Annotated in this window: 17 protein-coding genes; 15 read left to right on the top strand and 2 right to left on the bottom strand. The window is 29.9% G+C overall.

What is annotated here, in order from left to right; all coding sequences use genetic code 11:
* Window positions 1-45 precede the first annotated feature (45 nt).
* The 14 genes from fliQ to BHAMNSH16_RS13900 all read left to right on the top strand — a co-directional run bounded on the left by fliQ (window position 46) and on the right by BHAMNSH16_RS13900 (window position 13,321).
* Window positions 46-315 (top strand): flagellar biosynthesis protein FliQ, encoded by a 270-nt coding sequence (gene fliQ, locus BHAMNSH16_RS13840; protein ID WP_008725104.1) that lies wholly within the window; start codon window positions 46-48, stop codon window positions 313-315.
* Between the two features lie 39 nt (window positions 316-354).
* Window positions 355-1,158: a flagellar biosynthetic protein FliR gene (fliR, locus tag BHAMNSH16_RS13845; RefSeq protein WP_008729239.1), complete on the top strand. Its 804-nt coding sequence runs from the start codon at window positions 355-357 to the stop codon at window positions 1,156-1,158.
* A complete protein-coding gene (gene flhB / locus BHAMNSH16_RS13850; RefSeq protein ID WP_008729240.1) occupies window positions 1,155-2,357 on the top strand; it encodes a flagellar biosynthesis protein FlhB in 1,203 nt (400 codons plus the stop codon). Before fliR ends, flhB begins: the two co-directional genes overlap by 4 nt.
* A gap of 21 nt (window positions 2,358-2,378) precedes the next feature.
* Window positions 2,379-4,490, top strand: coding sequence for a flagellar biosynthesis protein FlhA (locus BHAMNSH16_RS13855; protein ID WP_008729241.1), 2,112 nt, complete (start codon window positions 2,379-2,381; stop codon window positions 4,488-4,490).
* Between the two features lie 55 nt (window positions 4,491-4,545).
* Window positions 4,546-4,719 (top strand): hypothetical protein, encoded by a 174-nt coding sequence (locus BHAMNSH16_RS14360; RefSeq protein ID WP_008725115.1) that lies wholly within the window; start codon window positions 4,546-4,548, stop codon window positions 4,717-4,719.
* 40 nt (window positions 4,720-4,759) lie between these two features.
* A complete protein-coding gene (locus tag BHAMNSH16_RS13860; RefSeq protein WP_008729242.1) occupies window positions 4,760-5,014 on the top strand; it encodes a hypothetical protein in 255 nt (84 codons plus the stop codon).
* Between the two features lie 27 nt (window positions 5,015-5,041).
* The gene (locus BHAMNSH16_RS13865; protein ID WP_008729243.1) at window positions 5,042-7,012 is read left to right on the top strand and encodes a flagellar biosynthesis protein FlhF; all 1,971 of its coding nucleotides are present in this window, start codon (window positions 5,042-5,044) and stop codon (window positions 7,010-7,012) included.
* A 50-nt stretch (window positions 7,013-7,062) separates the two neighbouring features.
* The gene (locus BHAMNSH16_RS13870; RefSeq protein ID WP_008729244.1) at window positions 7,063-7,926 is read left to right on the top strand and encodes a MinD/ParA family protein; all 864 of its coding nucleotides are present in this window, start codon (window positions 7,063-7,065) and stop codon (window positions 7,924-7,926) included.
* Between the two features lie 22 nt (window positions 7,927-7,948).
* On the top strand, window positions 7,949-8,557 hold the full coding sequence (locus BHAMNSH16_RS13875) for a hypothetical protein (RefSeq protein ID WP_008729245.1): 609 nt from the start codon (window positions 7,949-7,951) through the stop codon (window positions 8,555-8,557).
* Between the two features lie 36 nt (window positions 8,558-8,593).
* Window positions 8,594-8,767 (top strand): hypothetical protein, encoded by a 174-nt coding sequence (locus BHAMNSH16_RS13880; RefSeq protein ID WP_008729247.1) that lies wholly within the window; start codon window positions 8,594-8,596, stop codon window positions 8,765-8,767.
* A 72-nt stretch (window positions 8,768-8,839) separates the two neighbouring features.
* Window positions 8,840-9,652, top strand: a complete 813-nt coding sequence (gene whiG, locus BHAMNSH16_RS13885) for an RNA polymerase sigma factor WhiG (RefSeq protein WP_008729248.1) — start codon at window positions 8,840-8,842, stop codon at window positions 9,650-9,652.
* A 15-nt stretch (window positions 9,653-9,667) separates the two neighbouring features.
* Complete coding sequence (locus BHAMNSH16_RS13890; RefSeq protein WP_008729249.1) at window positions 9,668-11,644, top strand: FapA family protein; 1,977 nt, start codon at window positions 9,668-9,670, stop codon at window positions 11,642-11,644.
* Window positions 11,645-11,659: 15 nt separating this feature from the next.
* A complete protein-coding gene (locus BHAMNSH16_RS13895) occupies window positions 11,660-12,625 on the top strand; it encodes a hypothetical protein (protein WP_069732120.1) in 966 nt (321 codons plus the stop codon).
* A 27-nt stretch (window positions 12,626-12,652) separates the two neighbouring features.
* Window positions 12,653-13,321 (top strand): HAD-IA family hydrolase, encoded by a 669-nt coding sequence (locus BHAMNSH16_RS13900; protein ID WP_069732121.1) that lies wholly within the window; start codon window positions 12,653-12,655, stop codon window positions 13,319-13,321.
* Here BHAMNSH16_RS13900 and recO read toward each other — a convergent pair.
* Window positions 13,314-14,099, bottom strand: coding sequence for a DNA repair protein RecO (gene recO / locus BHAMNSH16_RS13905; protein ID WP_069732122.1), 786 nt, complete (start codon window positions 14,097-14,099; stop codon window positions 13,314-13,316). The two genes, BHAMNSH16_RS13900 and recO, sit on opposite strands and share 8 nt — an antisense overlap.
* A gap of 77 nt (window positions 14,100-14,176) precedes the next feature.
* Window positions 14,177-14,344 carry a DUF362 domain-containing protein gene (locus BHAMNSH16_RS13910; RefSeq protein ID WP_008729223.1) on the bottom strand — a complete coding sequence of 56 codons (168 nt, stop codon included), beginning with the start codon at window positions 14,342-14,344 and terminating at the stop codon, window positions 14,177-14,179.
* A 258-nt stretch (window positions 14,345-14,602) separates the two neighbouring features.
* Here BHAMNSH16_RS13910 and BHAMNSH16_RS13915 point away from each other — a divergent pair, with 258 nt between their 5' ends.
* The gene (locus BHAMNSH16_RS13915) at window positions 14,603-15,292 is read left to right on the top strand and encodes a tetratricopeptide repeat protein (protein WP_008729224.1); all 690 of its coding nucleotides are present in this window, start codon (window positions 14,603-14,605) and stop codon (window positions 15,290-15,292) included.
* The last annotated feature ends 10 nt before the right edge of the window (window positions 15,293-15,302 follow it).

Here is a 15,302-nt window from a genome sequence, read left to right on the forward strand (position 1 = left end):
ATATATTTGGCACTTTATATAGTTAATAAATTTTAAGGGAATTTTATGAGTGATACTTCGATTATTGTTTTGGTTCAGGAAACTTTATGGGTATTTATGCTGCTTTCAGCTCCTGTTTTGGGAGTATCAATTATTGTAGGTTTGATAATCTCAATACTTCAGGCTACTACAAGTATTCAGGAGCAGACTTTAACATTTGTTCCTAAAATGATAGCTATGTTGGCAGTGATATATATTCTGGCTTCTTGGATGCTTAATTATACAAGTGCGTTTACTGTTAGATTATTCAGCATACTTCCTAGTATAGCTAGATAATCAATATTTATAATAGGTTAGGGATAATAGGAATAAAAAATGGATAATTTTGTGAATTTCTTTCAAATTTACCTGCTCATTATGGTAAGATTTGCTGCTATACTTATGGTAGCACCATTGTTTTCTTCTAATGTTATTCCTAATAGTATAAAAATGGCTTTGGCTTTTATTGCTACAGCAGCCATATTTCCATTAGTTGCTAATATTAATGTTCAGGCGGCCCCTACTTTTGTTGAATATTTTTTAACATTGGTAAATGAGGCTTTAATAGGAATATTAATAGGATTTTTAATGGCGATTATATTTGCTGCATATCAGGTTATGGCAAATTTCTTTGAAATACAGATGGGATTCGGTATATCAGAAACTGTTGATCCTATATCTCAGGTTACAGTACCTGTATTAGGACAATTACAGTCATTAGTTGTTATATTGTTATTTATAGCTATAGACGGTCCTAGCTGGGTAATTAGAACTTTATTTTACAGTTTTAAAGCTATGCCTGTATTAAGTGATGCTTCAAAGGCAGTATTCACTTCATCATTTAACGGCGTTATAGATAGAATGATATACTATATGAGTTCTTTATTTTCTGTTGCTCTTTCTTTAGCATTGCCTATAATGCTGACTTTATTTTTATTATCATTAAGTTTGGGGCTATTAGCTAAGGCAGCACCTCAGATGAATATTTTAATGCTTGGTTTTCCTATGCAGATAGCTGTAGGTATAGCTGCTTATTATATTTTGATACCTGTACTAGTTTCTAATTTTATGAAGGTATTGGAAACTACTATAGCAGATGTTAATAATATAATAACTTTCTTATCTGGAGGAACGGTATGATTAAAAAAATACTTTCTTCTATATTTGAATTGTTCATTATATTCAAAGCTAAATTATACAGAAAATATTTGCATCTTACAGGCAGAGGATATGTATTAACATTATTTGCTTCTCCTGAAGATGAGGGCAGAACTGAACTTCCTACAGAAAGAAAGAAAAGAAAAGCCAGAGAGGAAGAAGGACGCGTAGTTAACTCGGCAGAAATAAATCAGACTCTTGTTTTAGCGGTTTCAATAGCTGTGATAGCTCTTTTAACTACATATTTTACTCATACAGTTGCACAGTTCTTTATTAGTATAATGAATAAGATTTCTAATGCTGACGCTTCAATAAATAATGCAGCTTTCACAGATATGCTGCTAGAAATATTTGCTCTTCTAGCAAAAACTGCAGGAATAATCATGGCAGTTGCTTTGGTAGTTGGTGTTGGTGTTAATTTAGCTCAGACTCAGTTTTTATTTACTACAAAGAAATTAAAACCTAATTTTAAAAGAATAGCACCTACTTGGTCTAACTTCAAAGAAAGAGTATTTATATCATCTCAGAACTTAATGAACTTGGCAAAAATACTTTTTAAAATGATTGTAATATCGCTTCTTACTTTTACTACTATATATGGAAAACGTTCTGAATTATTTAATATGATTAATATGGGTTTGAGTCAGGCTATGAATTTGTTTTTCTTTATAGTTTTAGAGATGCTTGCCAAAGTAATTATATTTATGATAATAGTTTCTGCTTTCGATTATTTTTTCCAAAAAAGACAATATATTAATAGTTTGAAAATGACAAAGCATGAGATGAAAGAAGAGTTTAAAGAGATGGAAGGAGATCCATTGGTAAAAAGTCAGCTGCAGGATATGGCAAGAAAGATTGTAAGCAGAACAATGCTTAAATCTGTACCTGAAGCAGATGTAGTTATTACAAACCCTACTCACTTTGCGGTCGCTTTGAAATATGAAAATGGAGATTATGCTCCTGTAGTAACAGCTAAGGGAGTTGATCATATAGCTTTAAAAATAAAAGAAATAGCTAAGGAAAATGATGTACAAATAGTAGAGAATAAACCTTTAGCCCGTGAATTATACTATAATGTTGAGATAGGACAGTATATACCTGAGAAACTATTTCATGTTGTATCAAGAATACTTGGTGAGGTATATAGAATACGAAATGAAAAAATGGCAAGGGCTATATAGGAGGAATAAAAAGTGGCAACAATGAATGGTGCTAAATCAATTTTAGATAATATAAAGCTGCCTTCAAATTTAAGCAGACATAGTGATATAATGTTTGCTATTGGTGCAGTTATGGTAATTATGATGCTTATCATACCTTTACCATCTATAATATTGGATTTCTTACTTATAATAAATATCATAGTATCATTATTGATATTGCTTATGGTTCTTAGTATAAGAAGTGCCAATGATTTCAGTGTATTTCCTTCTGTACTTCTTGTAATGACTGCTTTCAGACTTGCTTTAAATGTATCTACAACTAGGGCAATTCTTACTGAAGGAGCTAACTTTAACGGTAAAGTAATAACTTCATTTGCTGACTTTGTAGTTGGAGGAAATATAGTTGTAGGTGTTGTAATATTCATCATTCTTATAATAGTGCAGTTTGTTGTAATCACTAAAGGTGCCACAAGGGTATCAGAAGTAGCAGCAAGATTTGCATTAGATAGTATGCCTTCTAAGATGATGGCGGTTGAAAGCGAACTTCAGGCTGGAGCTATCACAGATAAAGAGGCAGAAGAAAAGAGAAAAAAGATTAGAGGTGAAAGTGATTTCTACGGTACTATGGACGGTGCTTCAAAGTTTGTACAGGGAGATGTTATAGCCGGTATTATAATCACTGTTATAAATATAGTAGGTGGACTCATCATTGGTATGACAATGAGAGGGGAGGCTTTTAATCAGGCTGTTAATGCTTATACTCGTTTTACTGTTGGTGATGGTTTAGTAAGCCAAATACCTTCTTTCTTTATGAGTTTTGCTACAGGTTTATTGGTAACTAGAAGCAGCAGCGAAGATAATTTGTCTACTCAGATTGCCGTTCAGGTTTTTGCTAAGCCTAAAAACTTATTTATAGGTGCTGGTTTTGCATTCTTCTTAATGCTTTTACCGGGATTCCCAAAAATTGCATTATTTGTAATAGCTTTGGCTTTATTCCTAGCCGGATATGCTTTGAAAAAAGAACAGCAGGAGCTTGGACTTAATGAGGACGGTACAAAAACAGATGCAGGTGAACAGGTACATCAAGGACCTTTAGATGTTACCCCTTTCTTAAAAGTAGAAAAGATAGAGCTTTCGGTTGGTGCATCTCTTATACCTTTGGCATTGGAATCTGAAGGAGGAGATTTAATCAATAGAATAAGTCAGATTCGCAGAGAGCTTGCTTTAGAAGTTGGGCTTGTTGTTCCTCCTGTTCGTATTGTTGACAACAGCGTAATAGAACCTGATGAATATACAGTAAGTATAAATGGTACTGAAATGGCTAAAGGATTCGTTCGTCCTAATATGCTTTTGGCTTTGAATGCCAATTCTCCGGACGGACCTTCTCCGGACTGTGAGAAAGTAAGAGAGCCTGCATTCGGACTTCCTGCATATTGGATTAAAGTTGATGAAAAAGATATGGCTGAGAAAAAAGGCTTTATGTTATTTCAGCCTACTTCTGTTATTGCTACACACTTCAGTGAAACTATTAAAAGAAATGCTAGTCTTCTTATTGGTCGTGAAGAGGTACAGAATATGCTTGATCTTATCAAAGATGATCATAAGGCTCTTGTATCTGAAGTGCTTGCAGCTAAGCCTCATAATGAAAGCCCTCTTGGATATATACAGAAAGTACTTCAGAATCTTCTTCAGGAGGAAGTGCCTATCAGAAACAGTGTTGCTATATTAGAGGGGGTTGCTGATGCTATAGCAATTATGGGAAGCGAACAGGCTACTGAACTTGTAAGAAGCAGACTTGCATCTCAAATATCTCAGATGGTTGCAGATCAAGACAGAAATATTAGAGTTATTACTTTAAGCCAGCAATTACAAAATAATATAGCTCAGAATCTTGCTAATACAGGTAATTTACAAGGTTCTCAAATGATAGCTATGAGTTTTGAAAGTATGCAGAACTTAATTAAGAATATAAAAGATGCTGTTAAACTTGTAAGCGATTCGGGAGTTGATGATATAGTATTTTTGACTTCTCCTATAATAAGAAGACCGCTTTATCAGTTTATAGCCAAAAATATTGGTAAGTATAAGGTTATAGCAACTACTGAAATAGCACAGGGTTATAATGTACAGGGTATTGCCAGCATAAAATAAAGCCTAATTGGGCAATTTAAGATATAAATAATAACATATTACTTGGAGTTATAGTATGAAAACTATTAAAATTTTTGGAAAAAACAGAGAAGAAATTGAAAAACAGGCCAGAGACAAATACGGTGAAAGCTATTTTATAATCAGCGTTAGAGAGAGCAAAAGAAAAAACATATTTGGAATGATTAAAAAAGAGTTTGAAGTTTCTATTGGTATATTAGAACAGTATTAATAAAAGATTAAGAGATATAAATATTTATTAGGAGTATTATATGGCTGAAATATATAGTATAAAAGGTAAGAATAAAACTGATGCTATTATTGATGCTGAATATGTCAGAAATTTCTTTATGTTATCAAATAAAGATGTAAAAGCAGATGCTTTTTTAGGATTTGGAATGCAAACAGAGCATAAACTTGGAATAATGCTTAGCAATGTTAATGTTATGAAAGAAGTACTATGTGATGAAAATAAAAAGTATACTCTAATAAATAATATCGTTAAATGCATAAAAAAATCTAATTGATAGAATGATGATTATAGGAGATATAAAATGGTAGACATACGAACTATTAGAGGAAAGGATAAAACTGATGCCTTTGCCAAAGCGAGAGTAGAATATGGCGGTAACTTTGTTATTTTAACTAGTAAAGATGTAAAAGTTGGCGGCTTTTTAGGTCTTGGAATGAAGACTGAGCATGAGCTTAGAATAATGCTTAATAATTCTATTTATGATAGAAAAAATAATCCTATGAATGAGGACAAAGATTCTTATTCAGAAGATGAAGATGATATGCATAGAGGCAAACTTTTAAGTGATAGGATAGAGATGAAAAAACATTCATCTGAGACTATAGATGCTAGTGAAATGGCAGACAGAATAGTTTCTATAACTAAAGCCTTAAAAGAAAAGAGTGCAAATAGAAATAATAATTCTTCTAATAATAATTCATCTCGTTCTGCCGTTCAGGAAAATTCTTATGGTATAGAAAATGAAAATATTCCTGAAGAATTGTTAAATGATAATGGCAGTAATAATAGTTCAAATGTTAATGTTATTGAAGAAAAAATAGAAGATAATAATATCAGAGAAAAAAGTGCTGATAATTTTATCCCATTGCCTAATTTTAGTAATAATCAGTATTCTAGTTTTCAAGGTTCTACATTTGCTAATATGAGAAATCCGATGCTTTCAGATTATTCCAATAATAATAGTTTTTCTCCTATTAATAATTACAGCAATTTTACTAATAATGATAATAGCTTTATGAATAACTTTAATAATAATGCTATGTATAATCATAATAATACATCTAATAACAATATTAATAATAGTCAGAATAATATTAATAACTCTGTAGATGATAATGTAAAAAAATTAGTTCAGGAACAGATAAGAGATATTATAAAAGAATATTTAGAAACTAATATCCCTAATATAAATTTAAATAAAAATAACTCCAATAATTCTAATATTTATGAGGATTCAAAACATCAAAATAAAACTTCTTATTCTATTTCTTCTGAGGAAGATGAAATTAAAAATGCAATAGAAGAAATAAAAGAAAATAGAAGAGAACTAAGGGGAATGAGAGAGCATAGAGAACTCAATATTGAAGAAAATAATTTAAAAGAAAATAAAAATACTGTCAGAGATTATTTTAATGATGATATAAAAGATACAAATTATAATGATGAAGAAAATGATATTGAAAGCAGCTCTGATACAAGTATTGCTGACGGAATGGAAGAAAGTTTTAATTATTTAAGAGACAGAGAGTTTCCGGAAGAAGTATTACTAGAATTGAGAGAATATTTACTTACATCAAGTAATGCAAGATTTTTTCAATCTAAAGATGTTATCAGAGAAGAGGTAGAAAAATATTTTGCTGAGAGATTAATACTTGCTAATGGTATAGAAGTTGGAGCAAAGAAAAAAATCATAGTATTTGTAGGACCTACAGGTGTAGGAAAAACTACTACAATACCTAAAATAGCAGCACAGTATATGAAATCCGGTAAGAAAGTTTCTTTTGTAACTATAGACAATTATAGAATAGCAGCAGTGGATCAGCTTCAAAGATATGCAAGCATAATGAAAGTACCATTTACAAGTGCAAGTACTCCTGAAGCTTTAAGAGCAGAGATTAGAAAGATGGATAATTCTTCATTGTTATTTATAGACACTATGGGAAGATCTCCTAAAGGGGCTGAAGATATAGTTGCTATGTCAAAATATTTCACTACGGTTGGAAGATTTGATATGGATATTCAGCTTGTTATGAGTGCAACAGCTAAATATAAAGATGCTTTAAAAATTTTAAACGGATTTAAACCTACAAATTATAAAGGTGTAATACTTACAAAAGTTGATGAAACAGATTATTTAGCTTCTTCAATTTGTGCTATTACAAAAAAGAAATTACCTATTACTTATATAACTCATGGGCAAGGTGTTCCTAAGGACATATCTACGGCTAAAAAATATGGTTATAAAATAATAGAAGGTTTATTCGGACATTAAAATAAGATTTTATAAAAAAGAAAAAATAATTAGGAAATTTATATTATATTATGAAAGATCAAGCTGATGAATTAAGAAAAATGATGAGTGTAAAAGATAAACGTCCTCAGCGTATAATAAGTATAGCTAGCGGTAAGGGCGGCGTAGGTAAAACTAATATAGCAATTAATTTATCCATAGCATTGCAGCAGCTTGGGCAGAATGTGCTTTTAATTGATGCAGATCTTGGATTGGGTAATGTTAATGTTATACTTGGAAATATGCCTGAATATAATTTGTATCATGTTATTAAGGGTGTGAAAAAAATACATGAGGTTATACTTGAAACAGATTATGGCATAAGATATATAGCAGGAGCTTCTGGATTTTCCTCTTTGGCTAATCTTTCAGGAAGGGCTTTGACTAAATTAGTTAATAGTATGGATTCTTTAAATGATGCTGACATAATAATAGTTGATACGGGTGCTGGAATTTCTGATAATGTTTTGTATTTTTTGCTGTCTTCGGATGAAAGTATAGTAGTTACAACTCCTGAACTTACAGCTATATTAGATGCGTATGGCGTAATAAAATCTATGGCACCTGAAAATGCAAATGCTGATATAAAAATATTAGTTAATAGAGTTACTAAGGCTTCAGAAGGTAAAGAAGTAAGCGACAAAATTATTATTACAAGCAAAAAATATTTAGATATGGATGTGAAGTATTTAGGGCATGTTATGGAAGATAAAACAATTCCTTATGCAGTTTCTCAGCAGCTTCCATTCTATAAGTATGATAATAAATGTCAGGCTTCTATGTCAATATATAATATAGCAAAAAGAATAATTGATATGGAATACGATGAAAATAGAGAAGTAAAAGGATTCGGAGGGTTTATGGAATCTTTATTATCTTTTGTAAGTAAAAAATGATAAATGTTTGCAGAGGGAATTTATGAATAATATAGCAGAAAGAGTAAAACAGTATTTTTCATCTAATTTTGGAAAATTAGACGGCATAATATCTATTTTATCATTTATTGTAACATTTATACTATCTGTCCTCTATAAGAATAGAATAGATATATCTTTACTTAAGGGACTGCTCTCAGGTATCATAACTTTAGGAATATTGTTTTTAATAGGAATGTTATTAAAAAGATATTTAGGAGATGTTATAGAAAGCAGTAATAGCAGTACAAATATGGATATAGATTACAATCCAATAGATGATAATTCTATAACAAATACTAATGCTGTTCCTAATGCGGATAATGGCAGCGGTGATTTTAATCCTGACAATATTAGTATATCTCCAGATTCAATAAATGTTGATAAAAAGCCTAAAACGGATTATCATAGTTCCGGAGGTGATATAGGAGATATAATATCAGGCAAACCTTCTTTTAGCAGCAGTACAAATTATAGCAGCAGTACAAGCAGTATGTTTGCTGACAAAAAAGTTTCTGATAATGAAATGAGAAAAGAAGTTCAGGAGGATCCTGAAAAAGTGGCTAAAGCTGTTAGAACTATGATGGCTAAAGATGAAAAAGATGATAAGTAAAATATATTAAAATAAAAAGTAGTTAGGGTAAATATTATGAGCGACAAATATAAAATACCAAATATTACTAATGATAATAAACATGAATATTGGCAGGAGTTTGAAAATATTCAGTCGCCTTATATAAGAGAAGTTTTCATTCTTAAATATTCTCCATTGGTAAGGTATACTGCAGACAAAATATCTGTTAATATGGGGTTTCAAGGATAAAATAGATAAATCTAAATAAGAAATTATTTAGAAAAATTATATAGTAAAAAATTAATAACTAGAGTGAATATTATGAAGATGAATAAAAAAGATAAAGTACCAAATATTACTAATGAGAATGAGCAGGAATATTGGTTGGAGTTCAAAAAGACTCTTTCGCCTCATATAAGAGAGGCTCTAATTATTAAATATTCTCCTTTAGTAAAATATGTTGCAAACAAGATCTCTTTTAATATGGGGTCTCATAAGCATATTGAATTTCAGGATTTAGTAGGATTCGGATCTTTCGGGCTTATGGATGCTATTGATAAGTATAATCCAAACAGAGATATTAAGTTCAAAACTTATGCAGTTACTAGAATCAGAGGGGCAATATATGATGAGCTTAGAAAATTAGATTATCTACCTAGATCTATTCGTAAAGATGTTAAAGAAATAGAAAAAGCAAGGGAAATATTAGAAGCTAGATTAAGCCGAAATATTAAGCCTCAGGAAATAGCAGATATGCTTGGAATACCAATAAGCAAATATAATGAAACTATGAAAAGGTATATAGAGGCTTCTCCTACTTCTTTAAGCGATGTTTGGTATGTTGGTGATGATTCCAATGAAATATCAGTAATAGATACATTGAAATCTAATGATAAAACTAATCCGGAATATTTAGCAGAAAGAGAAGATGTTAAAAATAAAATAATAGCAGCATTAAAAAAACTTCCGGAAAAAGAACAGCAAGTTCTAATACTATATTATTATGATGATCTTACTTTAAAAGAGATAGGCAAAGTACTAGATGTTTCAGAAAGCAGAATATCGCAGATTCATACAAAAGCTATACAGCAGTTAAAATATAGTCTTTCTGAGATAAAAAAACAATTATTATAAAATAGGTGATTTTTTATGAATGAATTAAAAAGAAAAATATTGCAAAGTGATTTTTATAAAGATATTTATAATAATAAAAATACCCGTTCAGTAGAATTATCGGTTGCTTCTTTAGAAAGAGGTATGCAGGAAGCGGCTGCTATATTTCAATGTCCTATTTACGAATTAAGCTACAAAGTTCTTGAAGACGGCAGCAAGGGTTTTTTCAATATAGGAGCTAAGCCTTTTTTGGTAAGATATACTCATATTACTTATGATAAATCTGATATGGGAATCAGTAATCCTAATGGTTATGAAGAAATATATGAAGGAAATTCACAGAAAGAAGTAGTATTAAATAAAGATACAGAAATAATTGTAAGAGTTAAGAGAGACGGAGTATTTTTAAAAGTTAATCCTCCTGTAGCAGAGGGTAAAAAAATAGAAGATATTACAGTATTGGAAGAAAAGTTAATAGATGCCGGCATAAAAGAATATGATTCTCATCTAGCTAAAAAAATGCTTCATGAACAAACAGGAGAATATGAAAAAATAGCTGAATGGGATATATCTAAATCTGTTAATAATGCCAAAATTAGCTATACAGTAACAGAAGATAAAATGCGTGCTTATGTTACAGTTACTAAGCCTAATAAGGGCGGAAGAGAAATGGATTTACAGGATGTTAAAGAACTTCTTGAAAACAGCGGTGTAACTTTTGGTTTTCAGGAAGAAAATGTAGAAAAATGTTTAGAAGAAGGCTCTTTTAATGTACCTATACTTGCTGCAGAGGGCCGTCCGCCTGTGAATGGACAGAATGCAAAAATAGAATATTTGGTAAATGTAAATAAAAAAGTTATACCTAAATTTATAGGTGAAGATCAGAGTATAGATTATAAAGATTTAACTATAGTTGAGAATGTAGAGCAAGGTCAGAAATTAGCTAGAAAAACTCCTGCTACAGACGGAGAAGCCGGAAGAACTGTATTAGGTGTAAAAATAGAAACAAAAAGCGGAAAAGATATTGAAATCAAAGAGATAATTGGTGATAATGTTGAGCTTTCAGAAGACGGCGAATATGTAATAGCTTCTATAAGCGGACAGGTTGTGCTTAAAGGAAAACTTTTAAGTGTAGAACCGATATTTGAAGTATCAGGAGATGTAGGTCCTGAAACAGGAAATATTAATTTTATAGGAAGCGTTGTTGTTAAAGGAAGTGTAAACGATAATTATTCTATTAAGGCAGAAGGTAATATTGATGTGCATGGAACAGTCGGCAAATGTGAGCTTGAAGCTAAGGGAGACATTATGGTTAAACTTGGTATTCAAGGAAATGAAAATAGTCATGTAAAAGCCGGAGGAGATGTTATTGCTAAGTTTATACAGTTTTCTAATATTCAAGCAGGAAATAATGTTGTAGTTACTGAGGCGATACTTAATTCTAATATTGATGCTGATAATAGAATAATACTTATAGGTAAGAGAGCATCAGCAAGCGGAGGAAGATTAAGAGCTTTAAGAGAGGTTAATGGTAAAGTATTAGGTTCTCAAGTAGGTGCTAAAACATATATAGAAACAGGAATAAGCCCAGCCAAAAGACGGGCAGTAGATGATTTAGATAATGAAAAAGCAGAATTAGATATTTCTATAGAAGAAACCGAAAGAAATATAAAATCTCTTGAGCAGGCAGGAAAACTTAAAAAACTTGATGATGAAAAAAAAGAGCAGCTTCAAAGTTATAAAGAACAGTTAGAACAGGCCAACACTAGAAGAGAAGAAATAGTATTAAATAGAGAAGCCTTAATTCAGGAAATGGAAATAGAAAAAGTTGAATCTACAGTAAGTGCCGGTAAAGAAATGCTTCCAGGTGTAGAACTGCTTATAGGAAATGCTGAGTTTTCTATAAGACAAAGTTATAAAGCTATTACATTCTTTGAGCAGGACGGTATGATTCAAACTGAAAAATATAGAGGCGAACCTAAAAATGAAAGAAAGCAAGATGATGAAGAGTAGTGATTGGGAGATAATATGTCTTTAAAAATAAATGATTTTTACAGAGCTGCTATAGATTGTGCAATTGATGCTGATCCTAGAGGAAGGGAAACTGTAGAAAAAGAGCTTAACAATATAAAAAAGTATTATGATAAATTAGATGATAAAAATAGAGAATATTTTGATAAAGATACTCTTTTTAATCCTTATTCAGATACTAGAATTTTGAATATTGCTGAGGATAGAGATATAAAAAAGATTATCTGCGGTATAGATATGCAGACATCTGAATTGCTTTTGGCTGACAGATTAAATGAAAAAAATTATAATATAGATTTAGTTATAACACATCATCCAAACGGATATGGATTTGTTAATTTTTATGATGTTATATCTATGCAGGCTGAAAAAAATGCTTTGCATGATGTTGCTATAAATGTTTCTGAAAGTTTAACTAGTAAAAGACTTAATGAAGTAAGCCGTTCTGTTTTTCCTTCCAATCATTATAGAGATGTTGATTGTGCAATACTTCTTAAATTAAATTATATGTGTATGCATACCGTTGCTGATAATTTTGTAGAATCTTTTTTAACTGAAAAGATTAAAAAAGAAAATCCATATACATTATCAGATATTATTGATATTTTATATACTATAGACGAATATAAAATATCTGCTAAAAGATTTAATCCTCCTAAAATATTTAATGGTTCTGATAAATCTAAAGTAGGAAAATTTATAGTGGATATGACAGGAGGGGCTTCTTTTGATGTAGGAATGATTGATGCTTTATCAAAGGCTGGAGTAAGTACTATTGTTATGATGAATATATCAGACAGACTTTTAGATGAGTGCAGAAAATATTATATTAATATTGTATGTGCCGGTCATATATCAAGCGATAGTTTGGGAATAAATTTATTATTTAAAGCTATAAAAGATAAAACTAAAGAAGATTTTGAAGTTATACCTGCTTCAGGATATATTTTTGCAGAGAAATAAAGTTAATATAAAAAGAGAGACTTATTTATGCCGAAATATATTAATGTATTATTTGATCTTGACGGAACGATTACTGATTCAGCACCGGGCATAATAAATGGTGTTTTATATGGAATAAAAAAAATAAATGAGGTATATAATTTAAATATAAATATTCCTGATAATGATACTTTAAGAAAATTTATTGGTCCTCCTCTTGATGCTAGTTTTAAAAAATATTGTTTAGATGATGAAAAATTATCTTTTGATTTTATAAAGTTTTACAGAGAAGATTACAATGGTAATGATGGTTTATTTAACTGCAAACTTTATGATGGTATATATGATCTGATTAAAACTTTGTATGAAAATAATTATAGAGTATTTTTGGCTACTGCTAAACCCAAAGAATCAGCTTTGAGAATAATTGAACATTTTTCTATGACAAATTTTTTTACTAATTTTTATGCTCCTATACTAGGAGGAAAAATTAAAACTAAATTAGATGTATTGAAAGAAGCGTTGAAAAAAGAAAATTTTGAAAAAGACAAAACTATAATGATAGGCGATAGGATAGATGATATAGATGCTGCCAAGAATGTAGGTATTGATTCTATTGCTGTTAAATATGGTTTTGGAAATGATGAAGAGTTTAAAAATGCTTCATATATAGTAAATAATACAAAAGAAATATTTGATATATTAAGTATTAAGTAAGTAAAATTTCTTCTAATACTTTCCTGCTTTTTATTATTCTGTTTATATGATTAAATATTGATTTATTCATTATGTCTTTTACATTATCTATAGAATTATTATATATGTTTTTTAAATCTTCATTGTATATTATTTCTATGAGAGGTGTATGCTTTATTATTTTCATAAAGACTATATCATGTTCTGTTATATTTATATAATCTTTAATTAGATTTCGGCATTTTCTGCATATTAATCCGCCTTCCAATATAGAATAATATAATAAATCATTATTGTTTTCGCATATTGTACATTTATCCAAATGAGGAGATATTCCCGCTATATGCAAAGTTTTCATTTCAAATGCCCGCATTAAAATATCGATATACATTTTTTTTATTTTATCATTATTGCTGTAATTTTCTTCCAAACTTTCCAAAGCATTTAATGTTTTTTCCATTAAAATGAAATATCTATTATCAAAGTCTTTAGCACAGTATAGCAGCACTTCTCTGATATAGAATACGGCTAAAGATGAATATATAGATTTTTCTAATAATTTATAATTTTTTACAATAGAAGATTCTTTTAATATAGACAGCTGATTGTCTTTTTTTTCGTATATGTTTATATTTAATTTTGATATGCTTTCCAAATCTGATCCGAATGCTTTCGAGTTATTTTTTGCTTTATGGCATATTGCCTGCATTATTGAATTATCTGTGAGAAAAGATGCTATTATAGATGAAGTTTTATATATGTTATATGACAGTATAAATGCTTCTTTATTTTTTATCAATATTATTCCTTAAAATATAAAATAGGGCAGGTTTTAATATTATTAAAAACCCGCCCCAAATATGCCGTCAGCAGCAATTAAGCTGGATGTATAGCATTGCTTGGACAAACAGCTTCACAAGCAGCACAATCAGTGCATTTGTTAGGATCTATCACATAGATATTTCCTTCACTAATAGCATCGAATGCGCATTCAGGAATGCATGATCCGCAAGCTACACAATCATTATTTATAATACGTGGCATAATTGACCTCCATAAAAATTAAACTGTTTGGTAATTATAACATATCTTAATAATGAAATCAATATCTATTTCTATGCAATTTTTATGCAATTTTTATGCAATTTCTATGCTATGATTATTTTAAACTTTACAAATAATATATTTTTAATATAATACTTTACATAATTTTTTTATTAAAGTTTTAGTTAAAATATATTGAGATTTTTACATTATAAATATACAATATATAAACAATCAAATATATATTAGGGAGTATATATGAGTATAGGCTCTAGCAGAAGTAAATTAGAAGACGGAATAAAGTTTTTTAGAAATGAAAATTATAAAGAGGCAATAGACTCTTTAGAAAAAATATTTTCAGAAAAAAATGATGTTGAATCCGGATACCACTTAGCATTAGCCTATGCACAAATTCAGGATTATGATAATACTCTGCAGGTATTTGATAAAATTATGAGAAGACTTGATAATCCTTTAAGACTTATGCAGGCCCATATAATCGTAGGATATATATATGCCGTTAAAGAGATGTATGATTTAGCCGAATTTGAACTTATAGATGCATTATCTTCCGGTGTTGAAAATACTCAGATACATGCTGCTTTAGGGTATGTTTATTATAAAAAAGGAAATATAAGAAAAGCCATAGAGCATTTGAAAAAAGCTGTAAATCTTGATCCTAACAGTGCAAATGCAAGAAACTCTTTGGGTTTTATTTTGGCAGATACTGAAACAAATATAGAAGAAGGAATAGAAGAAATTAGAAGGGCATTAGCAATAGATCCGAATAATCCGGCTTATTTGGATTCATTAGGCTGGGCTTTCCTCAAAAAAAATGATTTTGAAAGAGCTAAAGAATTTTTAACAAAGGCTTTTGAGCTTGCTCCTACAAATAGAGATATAAAAGAACATTTATTAAAATTAGATAAGTCTTCATATAAAAAATAATTATATAAAA

Origin of the sequence: Brachyspira hampsonii (genome assembly GCF_002214805.1) — a bacterium.
Lineage (GTDB): Bacteria > Spirochaetota > Brachyspiria > Brachyspirales > Brachyspiraceae > Brachyspira > Brachyspira hampsonii.